This is a genomic window from Sulfitobacter sp. LC.270.F.C4 (assembly GCF_032922545.1).
Lineage (GTDB): Bacteria > Pseudomonadota > Alphaproteobacteria > Rhodobacterales > Rhodobacteraceae > Sulfitobacter > Sulfitobacter profundi.
In genome coordinates this window covers 472,103-495,292 of record NZ_CP136692.1, presented here as the reverse complement: position 1 = coordinate 495,292, position 23,190 = coordinate 472,103, and the positions used below count along the sequence as shown (strand labels likewise).

Sequence of the window (23,190 nt, the reverse complement as noted above, 5' to 3'; positions counted from 1 at the left end):
TGCCTTGAGACATTTGATTATTTTGATGCTGCCGCTGTTTCTCGCGCTGCATGCCGCCCCTGTCTCTGCCCAATCTGCCGATGTGGCCTTTGGCGCGCTAGAGCAAGATACCAGCCTGCCCGTCGAAGTGACCGCCGACAACCTATCGGTCGACAACGCCACGGGCACCGCGGTCTTTACTGGCAATGTGTTGATTTCGCAGGGCGAAATGACCCTGTCCGCCGGCAAGGTCGAGGTGATCTATCGCGCGTCGGATCAAGGCATCGCCAAGTTGGAAGCAACCGGCGGCGTGGTCTTGGTCGCGGGTGAAGACGCCGCTGAATCGCAGCGGGCCGACTATGATATCGACGCAGGCACCTTGGTAATGAGCGGCGATGTGCTGATGACCCAAGGCCCAAGTGCGCTGAGCGCGCAGGAAATGACGGTAAACCTAAACGACGGCACGGCGCAGATGTCGGGCGGCGTGAAGACCATTTTGCAGCCCGGCAGCGGCAACTGATGCCGCCCGAGCTTAAAGTCGCCGGGGGCGAATCCGGCCTGCGCATTCAGCATTTGCGCAAGTCTTATCGCAAGAAAGCGGTAATCCGCGACTTTTCGATGGAGCTTGACCGGGGTGAGGTCGTGGCGCTGCTGGGGCCGAACGGGTCGGGCAAGACCACGACTTTCTACGCGGTGGCCGGGCTGGTCACGCCTGAAGGCGGGCGCGTCACAGTGGATGGCAAGGATGTCACCACCCTGCCGATGTACCGCCGCGCGCAGTTGGGAATCGGCTATCTGCCGCAGGAAATGAGCATCTTTCGCGGGCTGTCGGTGCAAGACAACATCAGCGCGATTCTCGATATCCGGGTCAAACATCGTCACCAGCGCCGCGAACGGCTCGAAGAGCTGCTGACCGAGTTTTCCATCGAACACCTGCGCCGCGCGCCTGCGCTGGCCCTGTCGGGTGGGGAGCGTCGCCGGGTCGAAATCGCCCGCTGTCTGGCCGCCAATCCCAACTATCTGCTGCTTGACGAACCCTTTGCCGGGGTCGATCCAATCTCAGTCGGGGACATCCGGCAATTGGTTGCCGACCTTAAAAAACGTGGCATCGGCGTGCTGATCACCGACCACAACGTCCGCGAAACCCTAGAGATCGTGGACCGCGCCTATATCCTGCATGAGGGCAAAGTTCTGATGTCCGGAACGCCCGAAGAAGTTGTGCAAAACGAGAATGTGCGCCGCGTCTACCTTGGCGATAACTTCCGTATTTCCTAAGACTTAGCGCGTTTCGCCCGGCCTTTCAGCCCTCGGCAGGGCCCTGCCTGCACTTTGCGGAAAACCGCTCTGATTGTAGCGATAAAAGAATGGCGGGTGCATCGGCGCCATTGACTTTCAAACGGAAACGCGGCCTCATTGACCTATGGTGACATCGCGTTCCTGTTTGATCCTGCATCGCCCTTCCCGCGAAGGAACGGTTAAAATCATCCTGGTCGCAGCACCATTCCTCCATATCTGAAAGTTGTCGCGCTCCACGCATGTGGACCGTTTGGCAATGTTCGGAACAAGAAAGACAAGGAGACGATATGCGGTATCAGATCAGTGGCAAACAGATCGACATTGGCGATGCGCTCCGGACACATGTCCGGACCGAACTGGACGAGGCGGTCAGCAAATATGCCGAACGCCCGACAGATGCTCTGGTGGTGTTTTCCAAAACAGGTCACGAATTTGCCTGCGAGGCCACCGTGCATCTTTCCACCGGTCTCAATGCGTCGGCCAAGGCCAAGGCGACAGAGATCTATGCCGCCTTCGATAGCTGCTGCGAAAAGATGGAAAAACAGCTGCGCCGCTACAAGCGCCGCCTGAAGGACCATCACAAAGAACGCGCCGAACCGGTTGAACTTTTGGGTGCGTCCTCCTATATCCTCGCGTCAGACAGCGATTCAGATGCGCAGGAACCTGATACCCTCCAACCCATGATCATTGCAGAGATGCAGACGAAGGTGCCAACTTTGTCTGTCGGTGAAGCGGTGATGCAGATGGAATTGTCGGGCGACCCGGTGCTGCTGTTTCGCAAGGAAGGCCAGGAAGGGATGAACGTCGTGTACCGTCGAGAAGACGGCAACATCGGCTGGATCGACCCTTCGTAACCCACGGCGGTAATATCCGCCAAAGAGCAGGGCGAGCGGAATGGATTTCGGCAAACTCCTCAAGCCAGAGGCCGTGAAGGTTTTGACTTCGGCTTCGAGCAAGAAGCGTCTGATGCAGGATATCGGCGAACTCGCCCAGCAAGCCTATGGGCTGCCGGCCGGCCAAGTGGTGGATGCGCTGATGACGCGCGAAACCCTCGGGCCGACCGGAGTTGGCCACGGCGTCGCCCTGCCCCATGCGCGGATGGACGGGATCGACAAGGTTGTCGGTGCTTTCGTGCTGCTGGACAAACCGATTGATTTCTCTTCGGTCGATCGTCAGCCAGTCGATGTGGCCTTTGCCCTCTTCGCCCCCGAAGATGCGGGGGTGGAGCACCTCAAGGCGCTGGCGCTGGTGGCCCGCACGCTGCGCGACACCAGCATCTGCACCAAGCTGCGGTCGAACCCCGACCCGGCCACGCTTTACACCATCCTGACCGAGGACAAGGCCGACAAGGCCGCCTGATCTTGGGCCGCCTGATCTTGGGCCGCCTGATCTTAGGCCGCATGACCTTGGCTTAGATCGCGACCGGTTCCGGCTCTTGCGGGGTCGGCTCGGCGCGTTTCGCTTTCTTTTCTCCCAACATCAGCATCGCCGGTGTCACCACCAGCGTCAGCACAGTGGCCACCACCAGACCGCCCGCGATGGCCGAACTCAGCTCGGTCCACCATTGGGTAGAGGGCGCGCCATAGACGATCTCACGGGTGAAAAAGTTGATGTTGAGGCCGATCACCATGGGCATCAGGCCAAGCGCCGTGGTGACCGAGGTCAGCACCACCGGACGCAAACGCTGCGCCCCGGTGCGCAGCGCGGCCTCCAGCGGCGACAGCCCCGCTTTTTTGAGGTCATTATAGGTGTCGATCAAAACGATGTTATTGTTCACCACGATCCCCGCCAAGGCGATCACACCGATCCCCCCCATGACCACCCCAAAGGGCCGCCCGGTGACCAACAGGCCGAACAGCACCCCGGCAATCGAAAACACGATGGCCGACATGACGACAAAGGCTTGGTAGAAGCTGTTGAACTGGATCACGAGGATCACGAACATCAGGAAAATCGCGGTAATAAACGCCCCCGCGAGGAAAATCATCGATTCCTGCTGGTCCTCCGCCTCTCCGGCGAAAGAGGCTTCGACACCCGGCGGCAGGTCCATCGCGTCAATCGCGCTGCGTAGGGCGACGGTTTGGTCGTTCACCAGAACGCCCGGTGCGACATTGGCCTCAATCGTCACCACCCGCTCTTGATCCACCCGCGTGATCGTACCGGTGCGGGGGCTTGGCTCAAAGGTCACGAAGTTCGAGATCGGCACCAGCCCCGCCGAGGTCGGCACCCGCAGCGATTGCAACTCTTCCAGCGTGCGCTCATCCGACGGGAAGCGCACGTTGATGTCGATGGAGCCTTCGGCATCATCGGGCCGGTAATCCGCCACGGTGATGCCCCGCGTCAGCAGTTGCACAGCCTGCCCCAGTGTCGAGATATCGGCCCCAAACCGCGCCGCCTCAGAGCGGTTCACCGCGATGCGCCATTCCACCCCCGGCAGGGGGCGCGAGTTGGTCACGTCGGTAAAGCCGCCGATATCGGCCATCTTTTCGCGGATTTGGTCGACCACCTGTTGCTGCACCTCAGGATCATGGGCTTGGACCCGCAGATTGACCGGCTTGCCCGCCGATGGGCCGTTCGAGGCGGTCTGCACCTGTACGTCGATCCCCGGAATGGCCGCCATCTCGGTCCGGATTTCTTCGCCGATCATGGCAGCGGTCCGCCGTTCGTCCCATTCGGTGAACTCAACCTGAATGGTGCCGATCAGGTCGGCGCTGTCGCGGTTGCTGCTGCCGGTGCGGGCATAGACGCTGGCAATCTCGTCGTAGGCAAAGAGACGTTGCTCGACCTGCCGCACCAGCGCGTCTTGTTCGTAGATCGAGAAATTGTCCCGCGCGCGCACCTGTACCTGCGCAAAATCAGGCTCTACCTCTGGGAAAAAGGTGATGCCGTTGCCAAATTGCGCATAGGCGGTGAAGCCGCCCATCAGCATGGCAATGGCAAGGATCAGCGTCATCCATGGCCGCAGAATGGCGAATTGCAGCAGTTTGACATAGCCGCCGGTGAAGCCCTTCAGGTCACGCGGATCCCCCTGTTCGGCGGCATAGAGCGTGGCCTTATCCTTAGCGGATTGCGGGGGCCGTTTGCCGATGATCCCGCCAACCACGGGAATGAAAACCAGCGCCATGAAAAGCGATGCGGTCAGGGTCAGGATCACGGTGATGGGCAGGAACTTCATGAACTCGCCCACCGTGCCGGTCCAAAACAGCAACGGGAAGAACACGCTGAGCGTCGTGGCGGTAGAGGCGATGATCGGCCATGCCATGCGCTTGGCGGCATGGGCATAGGCAGCGCGGGGCGCATGCCCCTCTTGCAGGCGGCGGTCGGCCAGTTCGGTGGTCACGATGGCCCCGTCCACCAGCATCCCCACCACAAGGATCAGCGAGAAGAGCACCACGAGGTTCATCGTATAGCCCATGACCCAAAGCGCCGTGACCCCGGCCAAAAACGCCCCCGGAATCGCCAGCCCCACCAGCAGCGCCGAGCGGACGCCCAAGGCCCAGACGATCACGATCATCACAAGGATCACCGCCGCGATGACATTGGCCTCAAGATCGCTGAGCATGTCTTGGACCTGCTCGGATTCGTCTTGGGTGTATTTGACGGTGATGCTGTCGGGCCATTCCGCGCGCATCTCGTCGATCAACTCACGCACGGCGGCGACTGTTTCGATGATATTCGCGCCGGAGCGTTTCTTGATCTCAAGCGCCAGCGCGGGCTGGCCGTCGATACGGGCAAAACCGGTGGGGTCTTTGAAGGTTCGGCGGATCGCAGCGACATCGGCGAAGGTCACCACCGTATCGCCACGCACCTTGATCGGCAGCGACATGACATCTTCGACATTCTCGATCAGCCCCGGCACTTTGAGCACCAGCCGCCCCGCGCCGCTTTCAATCGCCCCCGCCGCAATCAGGCGGTTGTTGCGGTTGATCTGGCTGATCAGCTCTTCGAAGGAGATGTTGTAGGTCTCGAACACTGTGGGGTCGATCAGCACCTCCAGAAGTTCCGTACGCTCACCGCCGACATCGACCTCAAGCACGCCTGACAGCCCCTCAATCGCGTCCTTCAACTCCTCCGATATGGTGTTGAGCGTCCGTTCCGGCACCGGGCCGGACAGGATCGCGGTCAGGATCGGGAAAAGCGCTGTGTTGATCTCGGTCACGACCGGATCGGTGGCGTCTTCTGGCAGGTCCGACTTGGCCCGGTCCACGCCTTCGCGCACCTTGTCGAGCGCCTCGTCGGAATCAAAACCCGGCTCGAACTCCAACTGCACCGAGGCATGACCTTCGGCGCCGTTGGAGGTGATCTGTTTCAGCCCGGTAATGGCACTGAGTTCGGTCTCAAGCGGTTCGACCAATAGCCGTTCGCTATCTTCCGGAGAGATACCTTCGAGCGAGGTCGAGACATAGAGTGTCGGGATCGGAATCTCGGGCGAGCTTTCCTTGGGGATGCCGATATAGGCATAGGCACCGACGGCCAAGATCATCACCAAGCTCAGGATCACCACGCGGGCGCGGCTGAAAGCGGCGTCGATCAGCGCGTTCATTCCACCTGCTCCGGCTGGGCGGCATCGGCGCTGCCGGTGATCTGCCCGTCACCGGTTGGCTGTTCCTCCAATTCGTCAATCTCAGGCACGCCCGCCATCGGCTGCCCCTCGGGGCTTGAATCCGTGCCGGTTTCGGGCTGGGGGTTAACGGTCTCTCCGTCATTCACGAAACCCTGCCCGATGGTGATGATTTCGGCCTCATCCGGCAGGCCCGCAATCCAGATACCATCGGTCTGGGCACGTACGATCGCGATCTTGTTGAAAACGACCTTGTCCTCGTCATTCACGGTTTTGACACCCAATGTGCCATTGGTGTCCAAGGACAGGATCGCCGGAGAAACGAAATGCGCACGGGTCTCGCCCGTAGGAATACGCACGCGGGCCGAGATACCGGCAGGGATCGCACCATCGGCGTTTTCGACCCTAACCTCGGCGGTAAAGGTCCGGGTTTCGGCGCTGGCGCTGCTTGAGACGAATTGCACCTTCCCCTGCGCCTCTGTCCCGGTGATGAACACGACCTCGGCGTTCTGCCCTTCCTTGATGTCTTTCAGCGACTGCTGAGGCACCTGCACTTGGATCGTCAGCGGGGTGTTGTCGACCAGACGTGCGATTTCCTCACCGGTGGAGACGAACTCTCCGGCAGAGATATCCAGCATCTCTAACCGACCGGGAAAGGGGGCGCGGATTTCGGTGTTGTTCAGCGCCTCTTCGGCTGAAGTGACCGACGCCTGCGCGGCGGCCAAGGTCGCCCGCGCTTGGCTGACCCGGTCCACGGTCGAGACGCCCCGGTCCAGTAGGGCTTCGGCATTGTCGTATTCCCGCTGTGCGCGGCTTAATTCCTCGCGGGCGCGGGCCAGATCGGAATCCCGCGCCGTGGTGCTGAGCCGCGCGATCAACGCGCCCGCGTCGACCACATCGCCCTTGGCGACCAGCACCTCGGCGATTTCTCCGCCTGCTTCGGCGCGGACCATCGTGTCGCGGTCCGGCAGGGCCTGACCTTCGGCCACAAAGACCTGCGTCACGCTTTTGGCTTGAGAACCGCGCACGGCCACTGTCACCGCCTCGGGCGAGAGGGGGGCAGGTGCGGCTTCCTCGGTTTCTTCGGCGGGAATGATATAGCCGCTGCCCATCCAAAGTCCGATCAACAGCGCGATTCCACCGGCGATGAATTTCGACCGTTTCGAGCCAGCGTCGCTGTCGAATGAAAGCGTCTGGCGCTCTTGAGATGTGTCACTCATTGATCGAACTCCATCACCGCGTTCCTGTTTGCAGGTCGCGCGTCAATTCTTGGGTTTGCTCACCCGGGTTGCGACATCATCAAGCGCGGTGCTGATCGCGTCGTAAAACTCGGCAAAGGAATCGAGCCTCGCGCGTACGCCGTCGGCCTCTTCGGGCAGTTTGCTGATCGTGTCGCTAATCTCGGCCTTGGCGTGGCGCGTGCCTGCCAGCGCGAATTTTGTCATCGCGGCATAGGCGTCATCGGCAAGTTGGAAGTAGTCCTGCCGGTCGCCGGTTTTGTTCACCCGCCGGATCAGGCCCCGCTCTTCCAGCACACGGATTGATGTGCTGATCGTGGCGCGGCTGACGGACAGACGGCGCGACAGCGCGCCAAAGGCAATCGGCTCGCCCTCGAAAACGAGCATGGCAAAGACCTGTCCCGACATGCGCGGCAGGCCCTCGCCCATGGCGATCACGCCCATGCGCGTGATGAAATCATCGCGGACTTGGTCGATTTGGTCTGTGGTATCCATCTGTTCCCCGTCAACGACACGCTGCGTTGACGTTAGATAAACAAGGCCCCGCACAAATCAAGTCTATTCAGAAAATTCCGAACAGACTGAACACGACATGCCGCAAGGTCATTTTCGGGCGAACTGCCCTACTTCAACCCGTTTTGCGCGATGTAGCGGGCCAGATCGAGCACAAGCTGGCCGCGCGCTGTGGCGATGGCATTGGCCCCGCCTTCGGGGTTGAACGGCACGCTGAGGTCAAACAGGCCCGAACGCTCCCGACGGTCATCGGGGACGGCCACGAAATACTGACCAGAGGCGCGGAATTCTCCGGCTTCGGTGGCCACCATTTCAGCAAAGCGCACTTCGAGACGGGCATCGGGGAAAGCCTCAAAAGGCCAAGGCTCAGACGCGATGCGCCGCCCGGTCATCCGCGCGAGGTTCTGGCTCAGCTCCAGCGCCACGGCCCGTTCGGGGGCATCGGCCCACAGCACATCGGTCGAACTGACCAGACTGCCGTCGGCCATCTGCAGCGAAATCTCTTCGGCGGCGGCATAGGTTGGCAGGGACACGTCGCGCACCTCAACCGAGCTAAAAGCGATCGAAGTCTTTTCTGTGACCGCCGGGGCGCGCACGGTGAAACGCTCAGCAGCGCCGCCACAGGCCGCCAAGGCTGCCAGCAGGCCGAGGGTGATCAGAGGTCTTGCAACATTCATGCTTTACCGTCCCAGCAATAGAGAATTGGGGTTACGTTCGATGGTCCGCGCCAAAGATGCAAGCGCATCGGCGGCTTTCTGGATGTCGCGCAGGGTGCGCTCGGCGCTGCGGCTTAGCTGTTCGCCTTGGTTATAGCCTTCTATGGTGCGGCTGGCCTGCGCGAAAAGCGCGGTCAAACGTTCGACCACCTGCGGCAGATCGCGGGCCGAGACGGCGATGCTATCCGCCGCATTGCGGGCCGAGGCCAAGGTGCGGTTCACATTCTCAACCGCGCCGCCTTCGCGCAATTCTACCAACGTGGCGTTCACCTCATCCAATGCCCGCTTGAGCGCGCCCGGCAGGGCCACCGCGTCTTCAGTGCCGATCACCGCATCGGCGGATTCGGTTAGGTCCGTCAGCGCGACGACCAACTCTTCGACTTCCAGCGTTTCCGCCTTGGCCGCCACGGCCTGAATGCGCTCGACCAACTCTGGCACGCCCTCAACCGAAGACGATACCGCGTTCGCCGCCTCCGATGCCCCTTCAAGCGCGGTGGACAGGCGCTCGGCGATCCGCTCTTCCTCAAGCTGGGCCACCAGTTCTTCGATCCGCACCAGCGTGCCGTTCAAGGCGACCGGCACGTTCTTGACCTCTTCGGAAGAGACCAGCCCCGTCAGTTCACCCAAAAGGGTCCGCACATCCTGCGGCGTTTCGCGCAGGTCTTCGTCTGAGACGAAAGCCTCTGCCGAATTAAGGAAAGTAATCGCACTGTTGAGCAACTCTTCGATCGGCAGGCTGTTGATGCGGGTAAAGACCCCTTCGACAGTGGCCGCCGCATCGGAAACATCGCTTTCAGTGGTCGGCATCAGCGCAAGACCGTTATCAGCCGCTTCCAACGATGCCTCAGGCACGTCTTCCACCGTCACGAACTCAACCTTCAAGCCGCCGGTCAACAAGCTGGCCGAGGCCAGCCGCGCACGCAGGCCGTTTTCCACACGCTCTTGTAAGAAGGCCAGCGCGGCTTCGGCGGTTACGTCGTCTTGCAACCCCAGATGCGCCGGTTGGATCGACAAGATCGCGTTGAGCCGAACCCGGCTATCGCCAAAGCGTTCGAAATCCACGAGGCCCGACAGGGTCTCGACCTCACCAATCTCAAGCCCGCTCATTTCAACCGGGGCGCCGACGATCAGCCCTGAGATATTGTCGTCGAACACAACGCTCAACTTGAGCGGATCAACTTCGGAAGCGTTAAAGACAGAGTTCCGCGCGGTTTCCTTGTCGGGGTAGATCTCAAATACCGTCCCGTCAGACACCTGCGCCCCGCCCGAGACGAAGGTGTCAAAGGTGATGCCGCCGCCCACGAGGGTAGCGAGCGAGGAAAAGTCAATCTCGGCCCCCGCCGGGCCGATGTTGACGCTAAAGCCGGAGGCGTCCCAGAAACGGGTGGATTCATTGATCAGTTGGCGGTGCTCTTCAAAGATCAGCGCCTCAACAATGGCAAAGTTGCCCCGCGGGGCAATCTTGGCATAGCCTACGCGGCCCACTTCGATGCCCTTGTAAAGGATCGGCGCATTGTCGGTCAGCTGGCCATTGGCGGTGGACCGAAAGGCAATCTCAAGCCCGCCCTGACCGCCACGGATCAAAGGCTCGGTCGATGACCCCTGAAAACGCTGCGCCGCCGGGCCGACCTGCTGGTCCCATGACCCTTCGATATAGACACCGCTCAGCACCGTGCTGAGGCCGGTAATGCCCTGCGCGGTGACTTCGGGCTGTACGACCCAAAAGACCGCACCGTTGTCGATATAGGGGGCCACATCTTTGTCGAGCCGGATATGCGCCGTCACCCGGTCCAGATCCGAGGTGAAGCCGACCTTTTCGACCACACCGACCGTCACATCGCGAAAGCGCAATTCGGTCTCTCCAGCAGAGATGCCCGCGCCCTCTTCGAACTCCACAATGATCACCGGGCCGCGTTCGCTATAAGAGCGATACGCCACGAAGAGCGCCACGATCAGGGCAAGGATCGGGATGATCCAGATCACCGACGCCCCACTGAGGAACATCTTGCGTGTCGGAGAAATCGGTACGTCGGGAGGCGTCTTAGTCATCGGTTTTCAGGCCCTCGTCCTTGGTCTGAGCGTCCCAGATCATGCGGGTATCAAACGCTTGCGCCGCCAGCATGGTAAAGATCACGGAGAGGGCGAAAAAGATGCTCGCGGTACCGGGATTGATGGCGGCCAGTGTCTTGAGTTGCACCAGAGCGGATAAAATCGCAACCACAAAGATATCGATCATCGACCAGCGGCCAATGTACTCAACCACTTCGTAAAGGTAGTGCCGCTGCCGCTGCGAGGTGACAGAGCGCCGTTTGACGCTGATCGCAAGAAAGGCCACGGCCATGAACTTGGCCAGCGGAATGGCAACAGAGGCAAAGAGGATGATAAAGGCGATCCCCCAATTGCCGTATTGCGCCAGTTCCACCGCGCCGCCGATGATGGTGCTTTCCTCGACCTGAAACAGCGTCCGGGTCTTGAGCATCGGGTAGGTGTTGGCGGGGATGTAGCACATCAGCCCAACGGTCCAGAACGCCCAGACACGCTGAAGGCTCAACCGATCGCGTGAGACCAGCTTGCTGCCGCAGCGGCTGCAGGTCTGCGTGCCCATCGGCGCGGGCTTGCTACAACGGGTGCAGGCCACGACGCCCAATTCCCGCGCGCTCAGGATGTCTTGGGATGTTCCAGAGAGTTCCATACAGACCATTTGCATAAGAATTTGTCCTGCGCGATGACGAGGATCACCAGCGCGCCGAACATGTAAAACGCCGGGCCAAAGCCGACATCGGCCAGATCGGCCACTTTAACCAGCGCCACCGCACAGCCGATGGCAAAGACCTCGGCCATCGACCAAGGGCGCAGTTCCTCTGACAGGCGAAAGGCGGCGACGGCATGCCGCGCGGCCGGGCGATCCAGCACCACGGGGATCAACACATAGAGCGTCAGCAATACCCGCAAAAGCGGGATGAAAAAGATCAGCGCCGCCGTGGCCAGCGACAGAAAGACCATCGCCCCCCCTGAAAAGGCAAGCGCCGCATCCAGCACCGACACCGCGTTGCGGGCCCCCGCCGCGTCAATCGTAAGGAAGGGAAAGACCGCCGCCCCGATGATCAACACCATGACCGCAACCGCCACGGCGATGATTTGCAAACCTGCGTTCCTGCGCGGCGTGATCAGGGCCGTGTGGCACCGCTCACAAGCCGCGCGTTCCCCATGGGCGGGGCGGCGTAGCCGGTAGACGGCGTCGCATTGCGGACAGACGATCAATTCGTCCATGGGCAGTTCGGCGAGGGGGGTGTCGGGGTGATCCATTCTGAACGCATATATGATGCCGCTCTTGGCTGTATCAACAAATATTCGCGGCCCTGTGGCGCATCTGCACCGGCGGATCACTGCCCTCGCGCGAATGTGAGCGGAACAGGGGACCATGCACATCGTTGGTCCAGCAGAAATCACAAAGGAGAAAGCAATGACCGATATCACCAATGCAAAGATCCTGATCCTCGCCACCAACGGTTTTGAGCAGTCCGAACTGGAAAAACCCCTGAACGATCTCCGCGACCGCGGCGCCACTGTCCATGTGGCCACCCCCGACGGGAATGAGATCAAGGGCTGGGACGAAGACGACTGGGGCAACACCGTGCCCGCAGACCTCGCCCTTCGGGACGTAAATGTTGATGACTACCAAGGCATCGTGCTGCCCGGCGGCCAGATCAACCCTGACCTGCTGCGCGCCAACGATGACGCAGTGGCCCTGATCCGCAAGTTCCACGACAGCGGCAAGACCGTCGCCGCGATTTGCCATGCCCCATGGCTGCTGATCGAAGCGGGCATTATCAAGGGCCGCAAGGCGACCTGCTTTAGCTCCATCGCGACCGACGTGAAGAACGCTGGCGCGCAGTATGAAGACAGCGAAGTGGTGGCCGACCAAGGCATCGTGACCAGCCGCTCGCCCGAGGATCTCGACGCATTCGTCGCCAAGATCGTCGAGGAGATCGAAGAAGGCAAACACGACCGCAAAGCGGCCTAAGCCTGAGCTTTCGTTCCAAGATTGACCCCCGGCCCATGCGCCGAGGGTTTTTTATGCGCGGTCCAAACGTAGGCCAAGCTCCGCCAGCACCGCATCGGTGTCCGCCCCGATGGCACGTGGAGGGCTGGGCATCTGGGGCGCAGTTGCGCCGAAACGCGGCGCATGGCCCGATTGCAGCACGGCGTCTACCCGCACCACATTGCCGCGTGCCGCCATCTGCGGATGGTCCGGCGCTTCGGAAAAGCTGAGCACGGGGGCCACGCAGGCATCCGAACCGTCGAAATGCGCGGCCCAGTCATCACGGGCGCGGGTTGCGAATATCGCGGCGAATTCGGCGGTCCGCGCCTCCCAAGTCGCCCGGTCGTTCTGGCTGGCGGCTAGGTCCGCAGGTAGACCCAGCTTCTCCAACAGGATCGCGTAGAACTGCGGCTCCAACGCGCCCACAGAGATGAATTTTCCATCGGCGCAGGTGTAGCAGCGGTAGAAGGGCGCGGCCCCGTCAAGCCAATTGGTAGCGCGTTCCTCGGTCCATGTGCCTTGGGCCAACATGCCGTGGATCAACCCCATCATCGCAGGCACCCCGTCGACCATCGCAGCATCGACAACTTGACCTTTGCCGGTCACCCCCCGCTCGATCACTGCCGAGAGGATGCCAAACAGCAAGAACATCGTGCCGCCGCCGTAATCCGCCACCATGTTCAAAGGCGGCACCGGGGGCGCACCCGCGCTGCCCATGGCGTGCAAGGCCCCGGTTAGAGCCAGATAATTGATGTCATGCCCCGCCGTCTGCGCCCATGGGCCGGTCTGACCCCAGCCGGTCATGCGGCCATAGATCAGCTTGTCAGAGCAATCTGTTGGGCCGAGGCCCAAACGCTCCATCACGCCGGGGCGAAACCCTTCGATCAGCACATCGGCAGAGGCAATCAGCGCCCGCGCTGCCGCGATCCCTTCGGGGGTTTTCAGGTTCACCACCACCGACCGCTTGCCACGGCGGTTGATATCGGACGGGTCCGCCGGGGCGGCTTTGCGGTCGACCGTGATGACATCCGCGCCCAGATCGGACAGCAGTTGCCCCGCCAATGGGGCGGGGCCGAGGCCGGAGAACTCCACCACCCGCAGCGACGACAGCGGCCCTTTGCGCGCCGCCCTGCTCATGCCGCCCCCGGTACCAAGACCTGCCGCGCGCCTTCGGTGAAATCCGACAGCGACAGCGCCCAAGTCGTGCCGGGCCAGCGCAATTCCATCTCGCGTTTTCGTGGACGGTAAACAGCGGTGTAAAGCGTGCCGAACCCGGCGTTGAATGCCGTGGAATAAAGCGGAGGTTTCAGAAACGCCCCGATGAATTTCTCTTCCGGATCGCGGTGCAGACGCAGACGTTGCAAAAGATAGCGCTCCCGCTCGACCGTGGCGGTAAAACGGGCGTGGCTGATCCATTCCACATTTTCTTGGTGATTGGTCGCCACCGCGGCGCGGGTGATGACAGCCGGGCGGTCAGGGGCCATCATCGCGGTCAGGTAGCTCCGCTTCCGATCGAGCACGGTGACGTTATAGCTCATATGCGTCGGCACCCGTGCCAGCACCTCTCCCGCCTCTTGCGCGGTTTCGCAGGTCTGCAGCACATAGCGTAGGATCAGCGGCACGCCGAACCCTTCGCCTACCACACGACGCCCGCCAAAGGTTAGCGAGATCGACAGCCCCGCATCATTCACCCCATCGACCAGCCCCCATAGCCCATCCGATGTGCCCATGACCTGCCGCCCCTGCCAGCCCGAGCGCAGCACCATCGCGTCGAATGCATTGGGATTATAGTCATAGTTGCGCACCATGACCGGTTCTTTCCCGGCCCAGATCGCCTGTGAACAGGCCGAGAGATAGGGCGGCGGGCAATAGAAGCTCAGAAACCGCGCCGCGTGATCGCCGCCGCCCGCGAGGGTGCAAAGCTCATCATAAAGCGGCAGCATCTCGGGCATATGTTTGCCCAAGGCGCGACGGCATTGGGCATAGGTCGGGCGCGCGGCCTCCCCTTCCTTCAGCCACCATGCATGGTAGTCAGGCCAATAGGCTGCGAAGAGACCGGCCCACTTGGGGCCGGGCTGATCTTCGGACATTGCGCGCCAGTACATCGCGGCCTTTCATCTTGCTACAGGATCTTGAACGCCGGATCAGAAAGCTCCGGACCAGCAGACGCGGTGGGCAGGGGTTTGCCGTCCACACTGCGTTTGATCCCATGGATCCACTTTTTCGCGCGCTCATTCAACTGGAAAGACTTGGTCATCGACCGCCCCCGCGTCACAAGGATGCCGATATCCGCGCCTTCGTAGCGGTAATCACCCGGTTGCAGGATGCGCAGGAAGAAGGCTTCGTTCTCGCTCTCCACCGCGCGGCGGTGATAGTCGAAGCGGTCAAAGACCACGCTGCCGTCTTCCTTCATCTTGTAGATGCCGGTCTCGGGCGCTTCGGTGCAGATGTCGACACTGTCATCGGTGTGTTTGATGACCATCTGGCTCCAACCGTCGATGTTGTCCGGATCGGCCCAGCGGGCGTTCAACTCATCCACGTCGAGGTTGAACTTCTTGCGGCTGAACTCCAACAGGTGGAACAGGAAGAGCGGCGCATCGGCATGGGCAAAGGCGGCGTGGTTGGTCATCGAAGACGCGCCTGTGATGCGCGGGTTCAACTCACCCAGCCACAGATCGCCGGTCTTTTTGTCGATCAGGAAATCGAGCTCGAAATAGCCGCGATAACCCTCCTTGCGCAGCTGCTCCCCGAACTTGAAGGTCAGATCGCGGGCCTTCTCCCGCACCTTCGGCGGGAAGGCGGTGGCGAGGATTTCATTCCCGCACCAGCCGCCGCGATAGGGGGTCAGTTCTTTGAAACCCACAAGTTCGGTCATCAGCGGGCCGACGATGGTGCCCTCCTTGGTCGCACAGGCCTCGATCGCCGCGCCACGGCAATCGATCCGCTTCATGATCTTGATCTCGCCCTCGCCGATGATCTCGCTCTCGTGGCGGCGGAAGTCGGCTTCGGACTTGATGAAGAAGGTCGTGTGCCCGCTGTCGCCATAGGCCGACTGCAACACCAGATCATGACCGATCCCGGCCTTCTCGCAGGTCTTTTTCAGGTCGTCGTAAGATTTCACCTCGGCCAGAACGTTCGGCACCGAGGGCACGCCCGCCTTGTTGCCGATGCGCACGGTTTCGATCTTGTTGTCCATCGACTGGCGCAGCTTGGCTTTCGGGAACCAGACCTCGGCGCCCAACTCCTTGCTGAGACGCTCGGTCTCTTCGTCGAACATCAAAAAGACGAACTTGGGCTTGCCGCCGCGGCGTTTGATAAAGTCGATGACCTCTTTGTGCTGCAGCAAGTAGTTGTTGATGTCCTCGATGCTCTGGAACTCTGCATGGGGCTGTTCCGAGGGGCAAAAGACGTTGGGGTGCTTACCGCCGTAGCAGTCGATATAGCAGATGTATTTGAAATTCTTCACCCATTCATCAAGGCCCAACAGATTGAAGTTGGTGGCCGAGATGAAATAGACCGGGTCCTCGTTTCGGTGAAAGAACCGGCGGATTTCGGAGATATTCTTGAGAATTTTTACCATGTCGTGGGTCCTTTTGGTCAAACGGGTGAAGAAGAAAGGTCTTTGCGGCGCACGCGTTTCAGCGCCTCCGCGGTAAAGACGCGCAGGCCCAGATCGGGCCGGTATCCGTGGATCTCGCTCACGTCCAAGGCACGCATAAAGTCGAGAATTTCCTGACTGACGACCTGTCCGGGGACAAGGATCGGAAAGCCGGGCGGATAGGGGATGATGAAACTGGCCGAGACAACGGTATCGCCCGCGTCCATCACCTCTTGGAGTGAGCCGTTCAGGTCGAGGTAGTCACAGTTTTTCTCATCATAGGCGAGGAAGAAGGGCGTGCGAATGTCCCCCTCGGGCGTATCCGCGGCGCGGAAGGCTTCGTGGAAACAACTGAAATCCGGCAGCGGGGGGTAGTTTTCCATCAGGTTGGTGACACGCCGATCAAACGACAGCCGTTCCATCCGGCTGGCATCGTCCAAAAGATCGTCGAGCGACTTGGCGATCTCGACCAGCACTTCGATCAGATAGGCGACCGAAGAGCGCGTGGTGCCGATGTTGGTCATGAACAACACGGTATTGCGCGAGGTTTTGTTAATCTGGATGCCGTATTTATCCATCAAGATCTGCGTCTTGAAGGTATCGCCATCCCAGCCGGTGCCGCCCACGGCAAGCGTCACGCGGGTGGCGTCGAGGACAAACTCGTCCTGTTCCCAGCAATCCCACATGTCGGTCCAGCCCTGTTCGGTGTCGTAATAGCTGGTCACCCCACTTTCGCGGTGGGTTTCGGGGATCATGTCGCCCGCGGTCAGCACTTTGAAATACTTGCGCAACAACGGGTGTTCACTGATTGCGCGGCGCATCGACATCGCCGCTTCGACCTGCCGTTGCACGAACTCAAAGCCCTCAAGTTCGACCTGCCGCCGCCCCACATCCAGCGAGGCGATGATCTGGTAGTTTGGCGAGGTTGACGTGTGCGTCATATAGGCTTCGTGGAAGCTTTGTTCGACCTCGCCTTTGAAGTCCTGATCGTTGACATGGATCATCGACCCCTGCCGCAGGGAGGTCAGGGTTTTATGGGTCGATTGCGTGGCATAGGCCCGCACCCGCGCCTGCGGCGGCGGGATCAGCCGGGTGTTGGGCAGGGTCTCATCATCCGCGTCTTTCAGCGTCTTTTGCTGCGCTTCATAGGCGTCGGCATGGGCGTCAGACTTGAATTTCTCGCGCAGGGTGTTGGCCGCGTTCATCGCCGTGCGCTGGCGATATGTGGGACTAAACCGGGCGAAAGCGAACCACGCCTCATCCCAGAGGAAGATCAGATCGGGCTTGATCGCCAGACATTCCTCCATCACCCGCTCGACGTTATAGACCAGCCCGTCGAAGGTGCAGTTGGTCAACAGAAGCATCCGCACCCGATCAAGCTTGCCCGCCGCTTTCAGCTCCAGCAGTCGGTGCTTGATTTCGCGCAGGGGCACCGCGCCATACATCGAGTATTCATTCAGCGGATAGCTGTCGAGATAGCTGACCTGCGCGCCGGCCAGCACCATGCCGTAGTGATGCGACTTGTGGCAGTCGCGGTCGACCAGCACGATGTCACCGGGCCGCACCAGCGCCTGCACGACGATCTTGTTGCAGGTTGAGGTGCCGTTGGTGGCGAAAAACGTCTGCTTAGAGCCGAAAGCCCGGCTGGCGAGTTCCTGTGCCTCTTTGATCGGGCCATGCGGTTCCAACAGACTGTCGAGACCGCCGGACGTGGCGGAAGTCTCCGCCAAGAAGATATTAGGCCCGTAAAACGCCCCCATGTCCTGAATCCAATGGCTGCGGGTGATCGACTTGCCGCGGCTGATGGGCATGGCGTGGAAAACGCCTGTGGGCTGCTTGGAATATTCCACCAGCGCGGTGAAGAAGGGCGACTTGTTGCGCGCCTGCACCCCGCGCAGGATATTGAGGTGCAACTCCATGAAGTCTTCTTGGTTGTAGAAAACCCGCCGACAAATCCCCAGATCCAGCCCGGCGATATCCTCGACCGAACGTTCGGTGACCAGATAGGCGTCCAACTCGGGCCGGACCTTGGCGATCATCCGGCAAAGTTCGGGGCCATAGCTTTCAGGTTCAAGCGCGTCGATCTCATCCTGCCCCCCCGCGCGGGCGAGGTAGCGTGTCAGGATCTGCTGATCGACCTTTGATTTCAATGTCAGGCCGGGGCGGACGACGATGGCTTGGATGTTGTGGTTGAACATCACCGCAATCAGCGCGTCTTCGAGGCTCGGCACCACGACGGCTTCGTAGATAAACGGGTCTTCGCTGCGGCGCATGCGGGTGACATTGCTGCGCAGCCAGCGCTCTTGCTGTTCGTTCACATTGTCAACGATAAGCACTTCGAAATAGGGCTTGGCCAGAGCGCGCGCCTCGGGTGGGAGCATCGCCTCGTCGTCATGTTCGTCTTGATCCAGACTGTCGCGTTCCAGCGGGATCGTGCGCCGCCGGTAAGCGCCGGTGGTCAGCGCACGGGTCACCCGGTTCACGGCAAAGGCCAGATCCTCGAAATTGCCATGGGCAAATTGACGGCGCATGTGGTCAAAGGCGGACATGCCCGGAAAGGCCCAATAGGGCTCGATCAGGGCCAGCGAGTCGAACAGCGCCTCGATTTCCTTGCGGCCCTGCGCCGCGCCTTTGCCCTTAGGGTCACGCGACATGGCGGCGGCGGCGGCGCGCAGGGCGCTCCACCGATCCGACCGCAGTTGAATGGCCGAGGAATAGTCGTTCATAGAATGCATCAGTCGTCCTCTGCTGGAGGGCCGACCGATGCCTAGGTACCGCAGTGTGCGAACCTAACCTCGGCCTAGCCGCTGGTATTGTCGTTCTGCCCGGGTGTTTCGGGCGTTGTTTGTGGGTCTGGCATGGCCGCAGCAGGTGCCGCGGGCGCCGGTGTCTGTGCCACTTCCGGCGCGGTGCCGGCGGTGGCGCTGGCAAGCGGTTCCGGCGGGAAACCGTTCTTGCCCTTATAGGCGGGGATCTCGGCAGGCACCTGCTGGGCGGGCACATCGACATGCAGCCCCGCGCGGCTGCCCTGCTGCGGAACTTCGAGCGGGCCGAGGGTGTGCAGGAAAGCATCCGCGCCGCTGTCGCGGTCATAGACCGGGAAATCGGTCGGGCGATCACGGAAGGATTTGAGCAACTGGCCCAAGCCCTTCATCCCCGTCTCACGCTGGCGGCGCACCATGTTGAGATCGATCTCAATCGGGAACATGTCTTCTTGGCCTGCCGACTGGTGCAGCACCATCGAGGTCGGATCAACGACACAGGACTTGCCTACACCGCCAGCGCCAAGGCCGTTCACGTCAAAGATATAGCACTGGAACTGCGCCGCCGTGGCCCGCGCGATGGCAAGCTCTGCGTCGCGGTCCGTGGTGCCAGTCAAAACCGGGTGCAACAGCACTTCGACACCCTGAGAGGTCAGCTGGCGCGTCGTCTCGGGGAACCACATATCATAGCAGATCGACAGGCCAAAGCGGCCCACATCTGGCACGTCGAAGATGCAGAATTCATTGCCCGCCGCGATCCCGGCCTCATAGGGCCGGAATGGGAACATCTTGGCATAGCGGCGCACCACTTCGCCTTCGGGGTTGATGACGACGGAAGTGTTATAGACCCGGCCATCTTCGGGATGCTTTAGGAACATCGAACCGGGGATCAGCCAGACGCGGTGCCGCCGCGCGGCGGCCTGAAACTGTTCAATCGTCTCGTTCTCGGGCGGCAGGGCAAACCGGTCGAGCGGGCCGAAAGGCGCCAGTTCAGAGAACAGCACCATCTGCGTCCAAGGGAAGCGTGCCATCAGAATGTCGAGCCGCTGGATCATGCCATCGACATTGGGCTGCAAGGCATTGACGTACATCTGCACGCCGGCAATCGCGAAAGGGGTCATGCGTGAATACTCCGAACAACGCGGCGCAATGGACCATTTCCCTGCTTATCTCCGCGACGCACGTGTCTTACGCCCTCACGACCAAAACGGAAACAGGCGAACGACGCACAATGCGGTCGGCATTGGAGCCAACGAGGAATTCACGCAGGCTGTCGGGGTGTTCTGATCCCATGACCACCAGATCGGCGTTTGATTTCTTTATCGTTTTCAGCGCCTCGCGGTGGATTTTGCCGAACTTGAGGTGCTGCTTCACCTTTACGTCATCAGGCACTTCACGCTCGACTAGCTTTTCAAGCGCCTTGGCCGCACGGCCTGTGGCCTGTTTTTCGTAATCTGCGGGAAAGAACCCTTCGACCAGCGGCGTGCCCATGTCAGGCACGACCGACAGGATATGCAGGGTGCCCTTGGACAGACGGATCATATCCACCGCCTGCGGCAGCGCTTTCTCCCATGATTTTGGGTCACTCAGGTCAACAGTCAGCAAGATATTGTCAAACATGGTGCGCCCTCCTCAGGCTGTCGCGGGCTTGCGGGTGTCACGCGCGGCACGGCCCCGTTGCAGGAAGACGACCAGTGCCAGCAGCAACAGCGCGGGGATGAACATCCAATATTTGCTGGGTTGCGGCATCGGTTTCAGCACGCGCAGCACCTCTTGGTCCCAATCAAGGCCCGCGCCCTGCGCAGGGCTATCGTAGAGGACATCGTCGATGATCATCTTGTCGCCATCCTCGCGGAACATGAGACCTGCGGCTTCCAGCTTCTCGGCCCCCGTCTCGCCCGCGCCAATCGGCAGCAGCGCGACGAATTCCAGCGGATCGCCCAGATCGTTCACTCCCGCAACGCGCAGGCGCAGCCGCTCACCGGCGGGCGTTTCCTCAGCCGCCTGCACGATCTCGGTCGGCGCTTCTTCGCTATAGGGCGGATAGACCATGTCCATCCAGAACCCCGGGCGGAACAGGGTAAAGGCAATCAGCAGCAACGCGATGGTTTCATAGAAACGGTTACGCGCCAAAAACCAGCCTTGGGTCGCGGCGGCAAAAAGCAACATCGCCACAGTTGCCACGACAAAGATGAACAGCCCCTGCCCCCATGTGACCCCGATCAACAGCAGTTCCGTGTTGAAGATAAACAGGAACGGCAGCGCCGCAGTGCGCAGGGAGTAGAAGAAGGCCACGAGCCCCGTGCGGATCGGATCACCGCCCGAAACGGCGGCGGCGGCAAAGCTTGCCAGACCCACCGGCGGGGTCACGTCGGCCATGATGCCGAAATAGAAGACAAAGAGGTGCACAGCGATCAGCGGCACGATCAGCCCGTTCTGCTGACCCAATGTCACGATCACTGGCGCCAACAGCGCCGAAACCACGATGTAGTTCGCAGTGGTGGGCAAGCCCATGCCAAGGATCAGCGACAGGACCGCGGTCAGGAAGAGGATCGCAAGGATATTGCCGCCCGAGAGCACCTCAACCACATCCGCCAGCGCCGAGCCGACGCCGGTCTGGCTCACCGCGCCCACGATGATACCGGCCGTTGCCGTGGCGATGCCGATACCGATCATGTTGCGTGCGCCGGTGACCAACCCGTCGATCAGGTCAAGAACACCCGCCTTCACGTCGTTCACAAACTGGCTTTCGCCGCGGAACATCGCCATCAGCGGGCGCTGTGTCAGCAGGATAAAGATCATGTAAGCCGCCGCCCAAAAGGCCGAGAGGCCGGGCGACAGACGGTCGACCATCAGCGCCCAGACCAGCACGACCACGGGCAGGATGAAATGCAGCCCCGACCGCGCGGTCGGTCCGGGCATCGGCAGCGATGTCACCTCAGCATTGGGATCGTCCAGCTTCAGCGGCTCTTCTTTGCTGGCGACATAGAGCAGACCAACATAGACCGCCGTGAGGAAGACAAAGATGATGTAGCCCGCCGTCTCAGGGAAGGCCGGGCGGATCCAGCCCATTAGGTAGTAAACCGCGAAAGACAGGGCGCAGATGGCGATGATCGCAAAGGCGATGCCGATCAACTGCTGCACCAGCGGCTTGGGCGTATAGGCGCGGGGCAGACCCTGCATCCCGGCTTTCATCGCTTCAAGGTGCACGATGTAGACCAGCGCGATGTAAGAGATAACCGCAGGCAAGAAGGCGTGTTTGACCACGTCGAAATAGGGGATGCCGACATACTCGACCATCAGGAACGCCGCAGCGCCCATCACAGGCGGCATGATCTGACCGTTGACCGAAGAGGCCACCTCGACCGCGCCGGCTTTCTCGGAGTTGAAGCCCACTTTCTTCATCAGCGGAATGGTGAATGTGCCGGTGGTCACAACGTTGGCGATGGAGGAACCGGAAATCAGGCCGGTCATGGCGGATGCCACAACAGCCGCTTTCGCTGGTCCGCCGCGCATGTGCCCCATGAGGCTAAACGCGACCTGAATGAAATAGTTGCCCGCGCCCGCACGGTCCAACAGCGAGCCGAACAGCACGAAGAGGAACACGAAAGAGGTCGACACACCAAGCGCGATGCCAAAGACGCCCTCGGTGGTGATCCACTGGTGGTTCACGATCTCCGACAGGCTGTTGCCCTTATGGGCGATGATGCTGGGCATAGAAGGGCCAAGCACGGTGTAGAAAAGAAAAATGCTCGCCACGATCATCAACGCAGGCCCAAGGGCGCGGCGGGTGGCTTCGAGCAGGATTAACAGTCCGGTAACCCCTGCGATATAGTCTGGCAGGATCGGCGCGCCGACGCGGTTGGCGATTTCGCGGTAGAAGATAAAGAGGTATAGCGCACAAAAGGTGCCAGCGATGGCCAAGGCCCATTCCCAGATTGGAACGCGGTTCTTGGGCGAGCCGAGCAGCACTGTCGCAATCACGAAAAGTGCGGGGATCGGGATCCACCAAATCGCGGTCGAATCCTTGGTGCTGACCATAAAGAGCGCGGCAAGAACGGCCGGAACGATGACACCAAGTGCCACCTGAAAACTCGTGCGCGTGGCCGGGAACACCATGATGCCAAGGAATACGGCAAAGCCCAAGTGAATGGAGCGGGCCAGCGTATCATTGAACAGACCAATGGGTGACGCGATGTAGAGTTGAAACAGCGACCAAGCCAGTGCCACCAACAGCAGCAAGGTGCCCATCAGCCCGCTTACAGCACGGCCGCCCGTATCAGAAGAAGCGACAAGTTCGTCCAGTTCCGCCTGGCTCAGTCCGCCTCGGTCACCGGTTGCGGCGGTTTCGACAGCCGCCGCCTTTTGCTGGTCCTTCTCAGACATATCGTCCCCCTGTCGGCTCCACCTTGGGGTGGATGCGCATATTGTTTTTTTCGGGTCTCTGACGGCAGCGTACCGCCGCCAGAGCTATCATGTCACGCG

Annotated in this window: 19 protein-coding genes; 5 read left to right on the top strand and 14 right to left on the bottom strand. The window is 60.9% G+C overall.

What is annotated here, in order from left to right; genetic code table 11:
* Positions 1–25 precede the first annotated feature (25 nt).
* The 4 genes from lptA (at position 26) to R1T45_RS06175 (ending at position 2,634) form a co-directional block, all read left to right on the top strand.
* Positions 26–499: a lipopolysaccharide transport periplasmic protein LptA gene (lptA, locus tag R1T45_RS06190; RefSeq protein WP_386283852.1), complete on the top strand. Its 474-nt coding sequence runs from the start codon at positions 26–28 to the stop codon at positions 497–499.
* Positions 496–1,254, top strand: coding sequence for an LPS export ABC transporter ATP-binding protein (lptB, locus tag R1T45_RS06185; protein WP_120349865.1), 759 nt, complete (start codon positions 496–498; stop codon positions 1,252–1,254). Before lptA ends, lptB begins: the two co-directional genes overlap by 4 nt.
* A 308-nt stretch (positions 1,255–1,562) precedes the next feature.
* Entirely contained in the window at positions 1,563–2,129 is a 567-nt protein-coding gene (gene hpf / locus R1T45_RS06180) for a ribosome hibernation-promoting factor, HPF/YfiA family (protein WP_067630564.1), read from the top strand.
* A 40-nt stretch (positions 2,130–2,169) separates the two neighbouring features.
* Positions 2,170–2,634, top strand: a complete 465-nt coding sequence (locus R1T45_RS06175; protein ID WP_067630567.1) for a PTS sugar transporter subunit IIA — start codon at positions 2,170–2,172, stop codon at positions 2,632–2,634.
* A 52-nt stretch (positions 2,635–2,686) separates the two neighbouring features.
* Here the strand turns inward: R1T45_RS06175 and R1T45_RS06170 are convergent, their stop codons facing one another.
* The 7 genes from R1T45_RS06170 to R1T45_RS06140 form a co-directional block, all read right to left on the bottom strand.
* Positions 2,687–5,818: an efflux RND transporter permease subunit gene (locus R1T45_RS06170; RefSeq protein WP_317390411.1), complete on the bottom strand. Its 3,132-nt coding sequence runs from the start codon at positions 5,816–5,818 to the stop codon at positions 2,687–2,689.
* On the bottom strand, positions 5,815–7,056 hold the full coding sequence (locus R1T45_RS06165) for an efflux RND transporter periplasmic adaptor subunit (protein ID WP_317390410.1): 1,242 nt from the start codon (positions 7,054–7,056) through the stop codon (positions 5,815–5,817). The genes R1T45_RS06170 and R1T45_RS06165 overlap by 4 nt, the downstream gene beginning before the upstream one ends.
* A 42-nt stretch (positions 7,057–7,098) precedes the next feature.
* Positions 7,099–7,569 (bottom strand): GbsR/MarR family transcriptional regulator, encoded by a 471-nt coding sequence (locus R1T45_RS06160; protein ID WP_067939715.1) that lies wholly within the window; start codon positions 7,567–7,569, stop codon positions 7,099–7,101.
* A gap of 128 nt (positions 7,570–7,697) precedes the next feature.
* Positions 7,698–8,264: a membrane integrity-associated transporter subunit PqiC gene (locus R1T45_RS06155; protein ID WP_067629471.1), complete on the bottom strand. Its 567-nt coding sequence runs from the start codon at positions 8,262–8,264 to the stop codon at positions 7,698–7,700.
* A gap of 3 nt (positions 8,265–8,267) precedes the next feature.
* Positions 8,268–10,352: an intermembrane transport protein PqiB gene (locus tag R1T45_RS06150; RefSeq protein ID WP_120349862.1), complete on the bottom strand. Its 2,085-nt coding sequence runs from the start codon at positions 10,350–10,352 to the stop codon at positions 8,268–8,270.
* Complete coding sequence (locus R1T45_RS06145; protein ID WP_201722075.1) at positions 10,345–11,004, bottom strand: paraquat-inducible protein A; 660 nt, start codon at positions 11,002–11,004, stop codon at positions 10,345–10,347. Before R1T45_RS06145 ends, R1T45_RS06150 begins: the two co-directional genes overlap by 8 nt.
* Positions 10,962–11,609: a paraquat-inducible protein A gene (locus tag R1T45_RS06140; RefSeq protein WP_317390409.1), complete on the bottom strand. Its 648-nt coding sequence runs from the start codon at positions 11,607–11,609 to the stop codon at positions 10,962–10,964. The genes R1T45_RS06145 and R1T45_RS06140 overlap by 43 nt, the downstream gene beginning before the upstream one ends.
* A gap of 157 nt (positions 11,610–11,766) precedes the next feature.
* On the opposite strand from R1T45_RS06140, the gene R1T45_RS06135 reads away from it, so the two are divergent.
* Positions 11,767–12,327 carry a type 1 glutamine amidotransferase domain-containing protein gene (locus R1T45_RS06135; protein ID WP_132444011.1) on the top strand — a complete coding sequence of 187 codons (561 nt, stop codon included), beginning with the start codon at positions 11,767–11,769 and terminating at the stop codon, positions 12,325–12,327.
* Positions 12,328–12,378: 51 nt separating this feature from the next.
* Here the strand turns inward: R1T45_RS06135 and R1T45_RS06130 are convergent, their stop codons facing one another.
* The 7 genes from R1T45_RS06130 to R1T45_RS06100 form a co-directional block, all read right to left on the bottom strand.
* Positions 12,379–13,482: a CaiB/BaiF CoA-transferase family protein gene (locus R1T45_RS06130; protein WP_317390408.1), complete on the bottom strand. Its 1,104-nt coding sequence runs from the start codon at positions 13,480–13,482 to the stop codon at positions 12,379–12,381.
* Positions 13,479–14,450: a C45 family peptidase gene (locus R1T45_RS06125; protein WP_317390407.1), complete on the bottom strand. Its 972-nt coding sequence runs from the start codon at positions 14,448–14,450 to the stop codon at positions 13,479–13,481. The genes R1T45_RS06130 and R1T45_RS06125 overlap by 4 nt, the downstream gene beginning before the upstream one ends.
* Before the next feature lie 17 nt (positions 14,451–14,467).
* Positions 14,468–15,925, bottom strand: coding sequence for a biotin carboxylase (locus R1T45_RS06120; RefSeq protein WP_067629482.1), 1,458 nt, complete (start codon positions 15,923–15,925; stop codon positions 14,468–14,470).
* A gap of 17 nt (positions 15,926–15,942) precedes the next feature.
* Positions 15,943–18,678, bottom strand: a complete 2,736-nt coding sequence (locus tag R1T45_RS06115) for an aminotransferase class I/II-fold pyridoxal phosphate-dependent enzyme (RefSeq protein WP_317390406.1) — start codon at positions 18,676–18,678, stop codon at positions 15,943–15,945.
* Between the two features lie 65 nt (positions 18,679–18,743).
* Positions 18,744–19,826: a carbon-nitrogen hydrolase family protein gene (locus tag R1T45_RS06110; RefSeq protein ID WP_067629486.1), complete on the bottom strand. Its 1,083-nt coding sequence runs from the start codon at positions 19,824–19,826 to the stop codon at positions 18,744–18,746.
* A gap of 67 nt (positions 19,827–19,893) precedes the next feature.
* Positions 19,894–20,325 (bottom strand): universal stress protein, encoded by a 432-nt coding sequence (locus tag R1T45_RS06105; RefSeq protein ID WP_067940946.1) that lies wholly within the window; start codon positions 20,323–20,325, stop codon positions 19,894–19,896.
* Between the two features lie 12 nt (positions 20,326–20,337).
* Positions 20,338–23,091: a TRAP transporter permease gene (locus R1T45_RS06100; RefSeq protein ID WP_317390405.1), complete on the bottom strand. Its 2,754-nt coding sequence runs from the start codon at positions 23,089–23,091 to the stop codon at positions 20,338–20,340.
* Between the last annotated feature and the right edge of the window lie 99 nt (positions 23,092–23,190).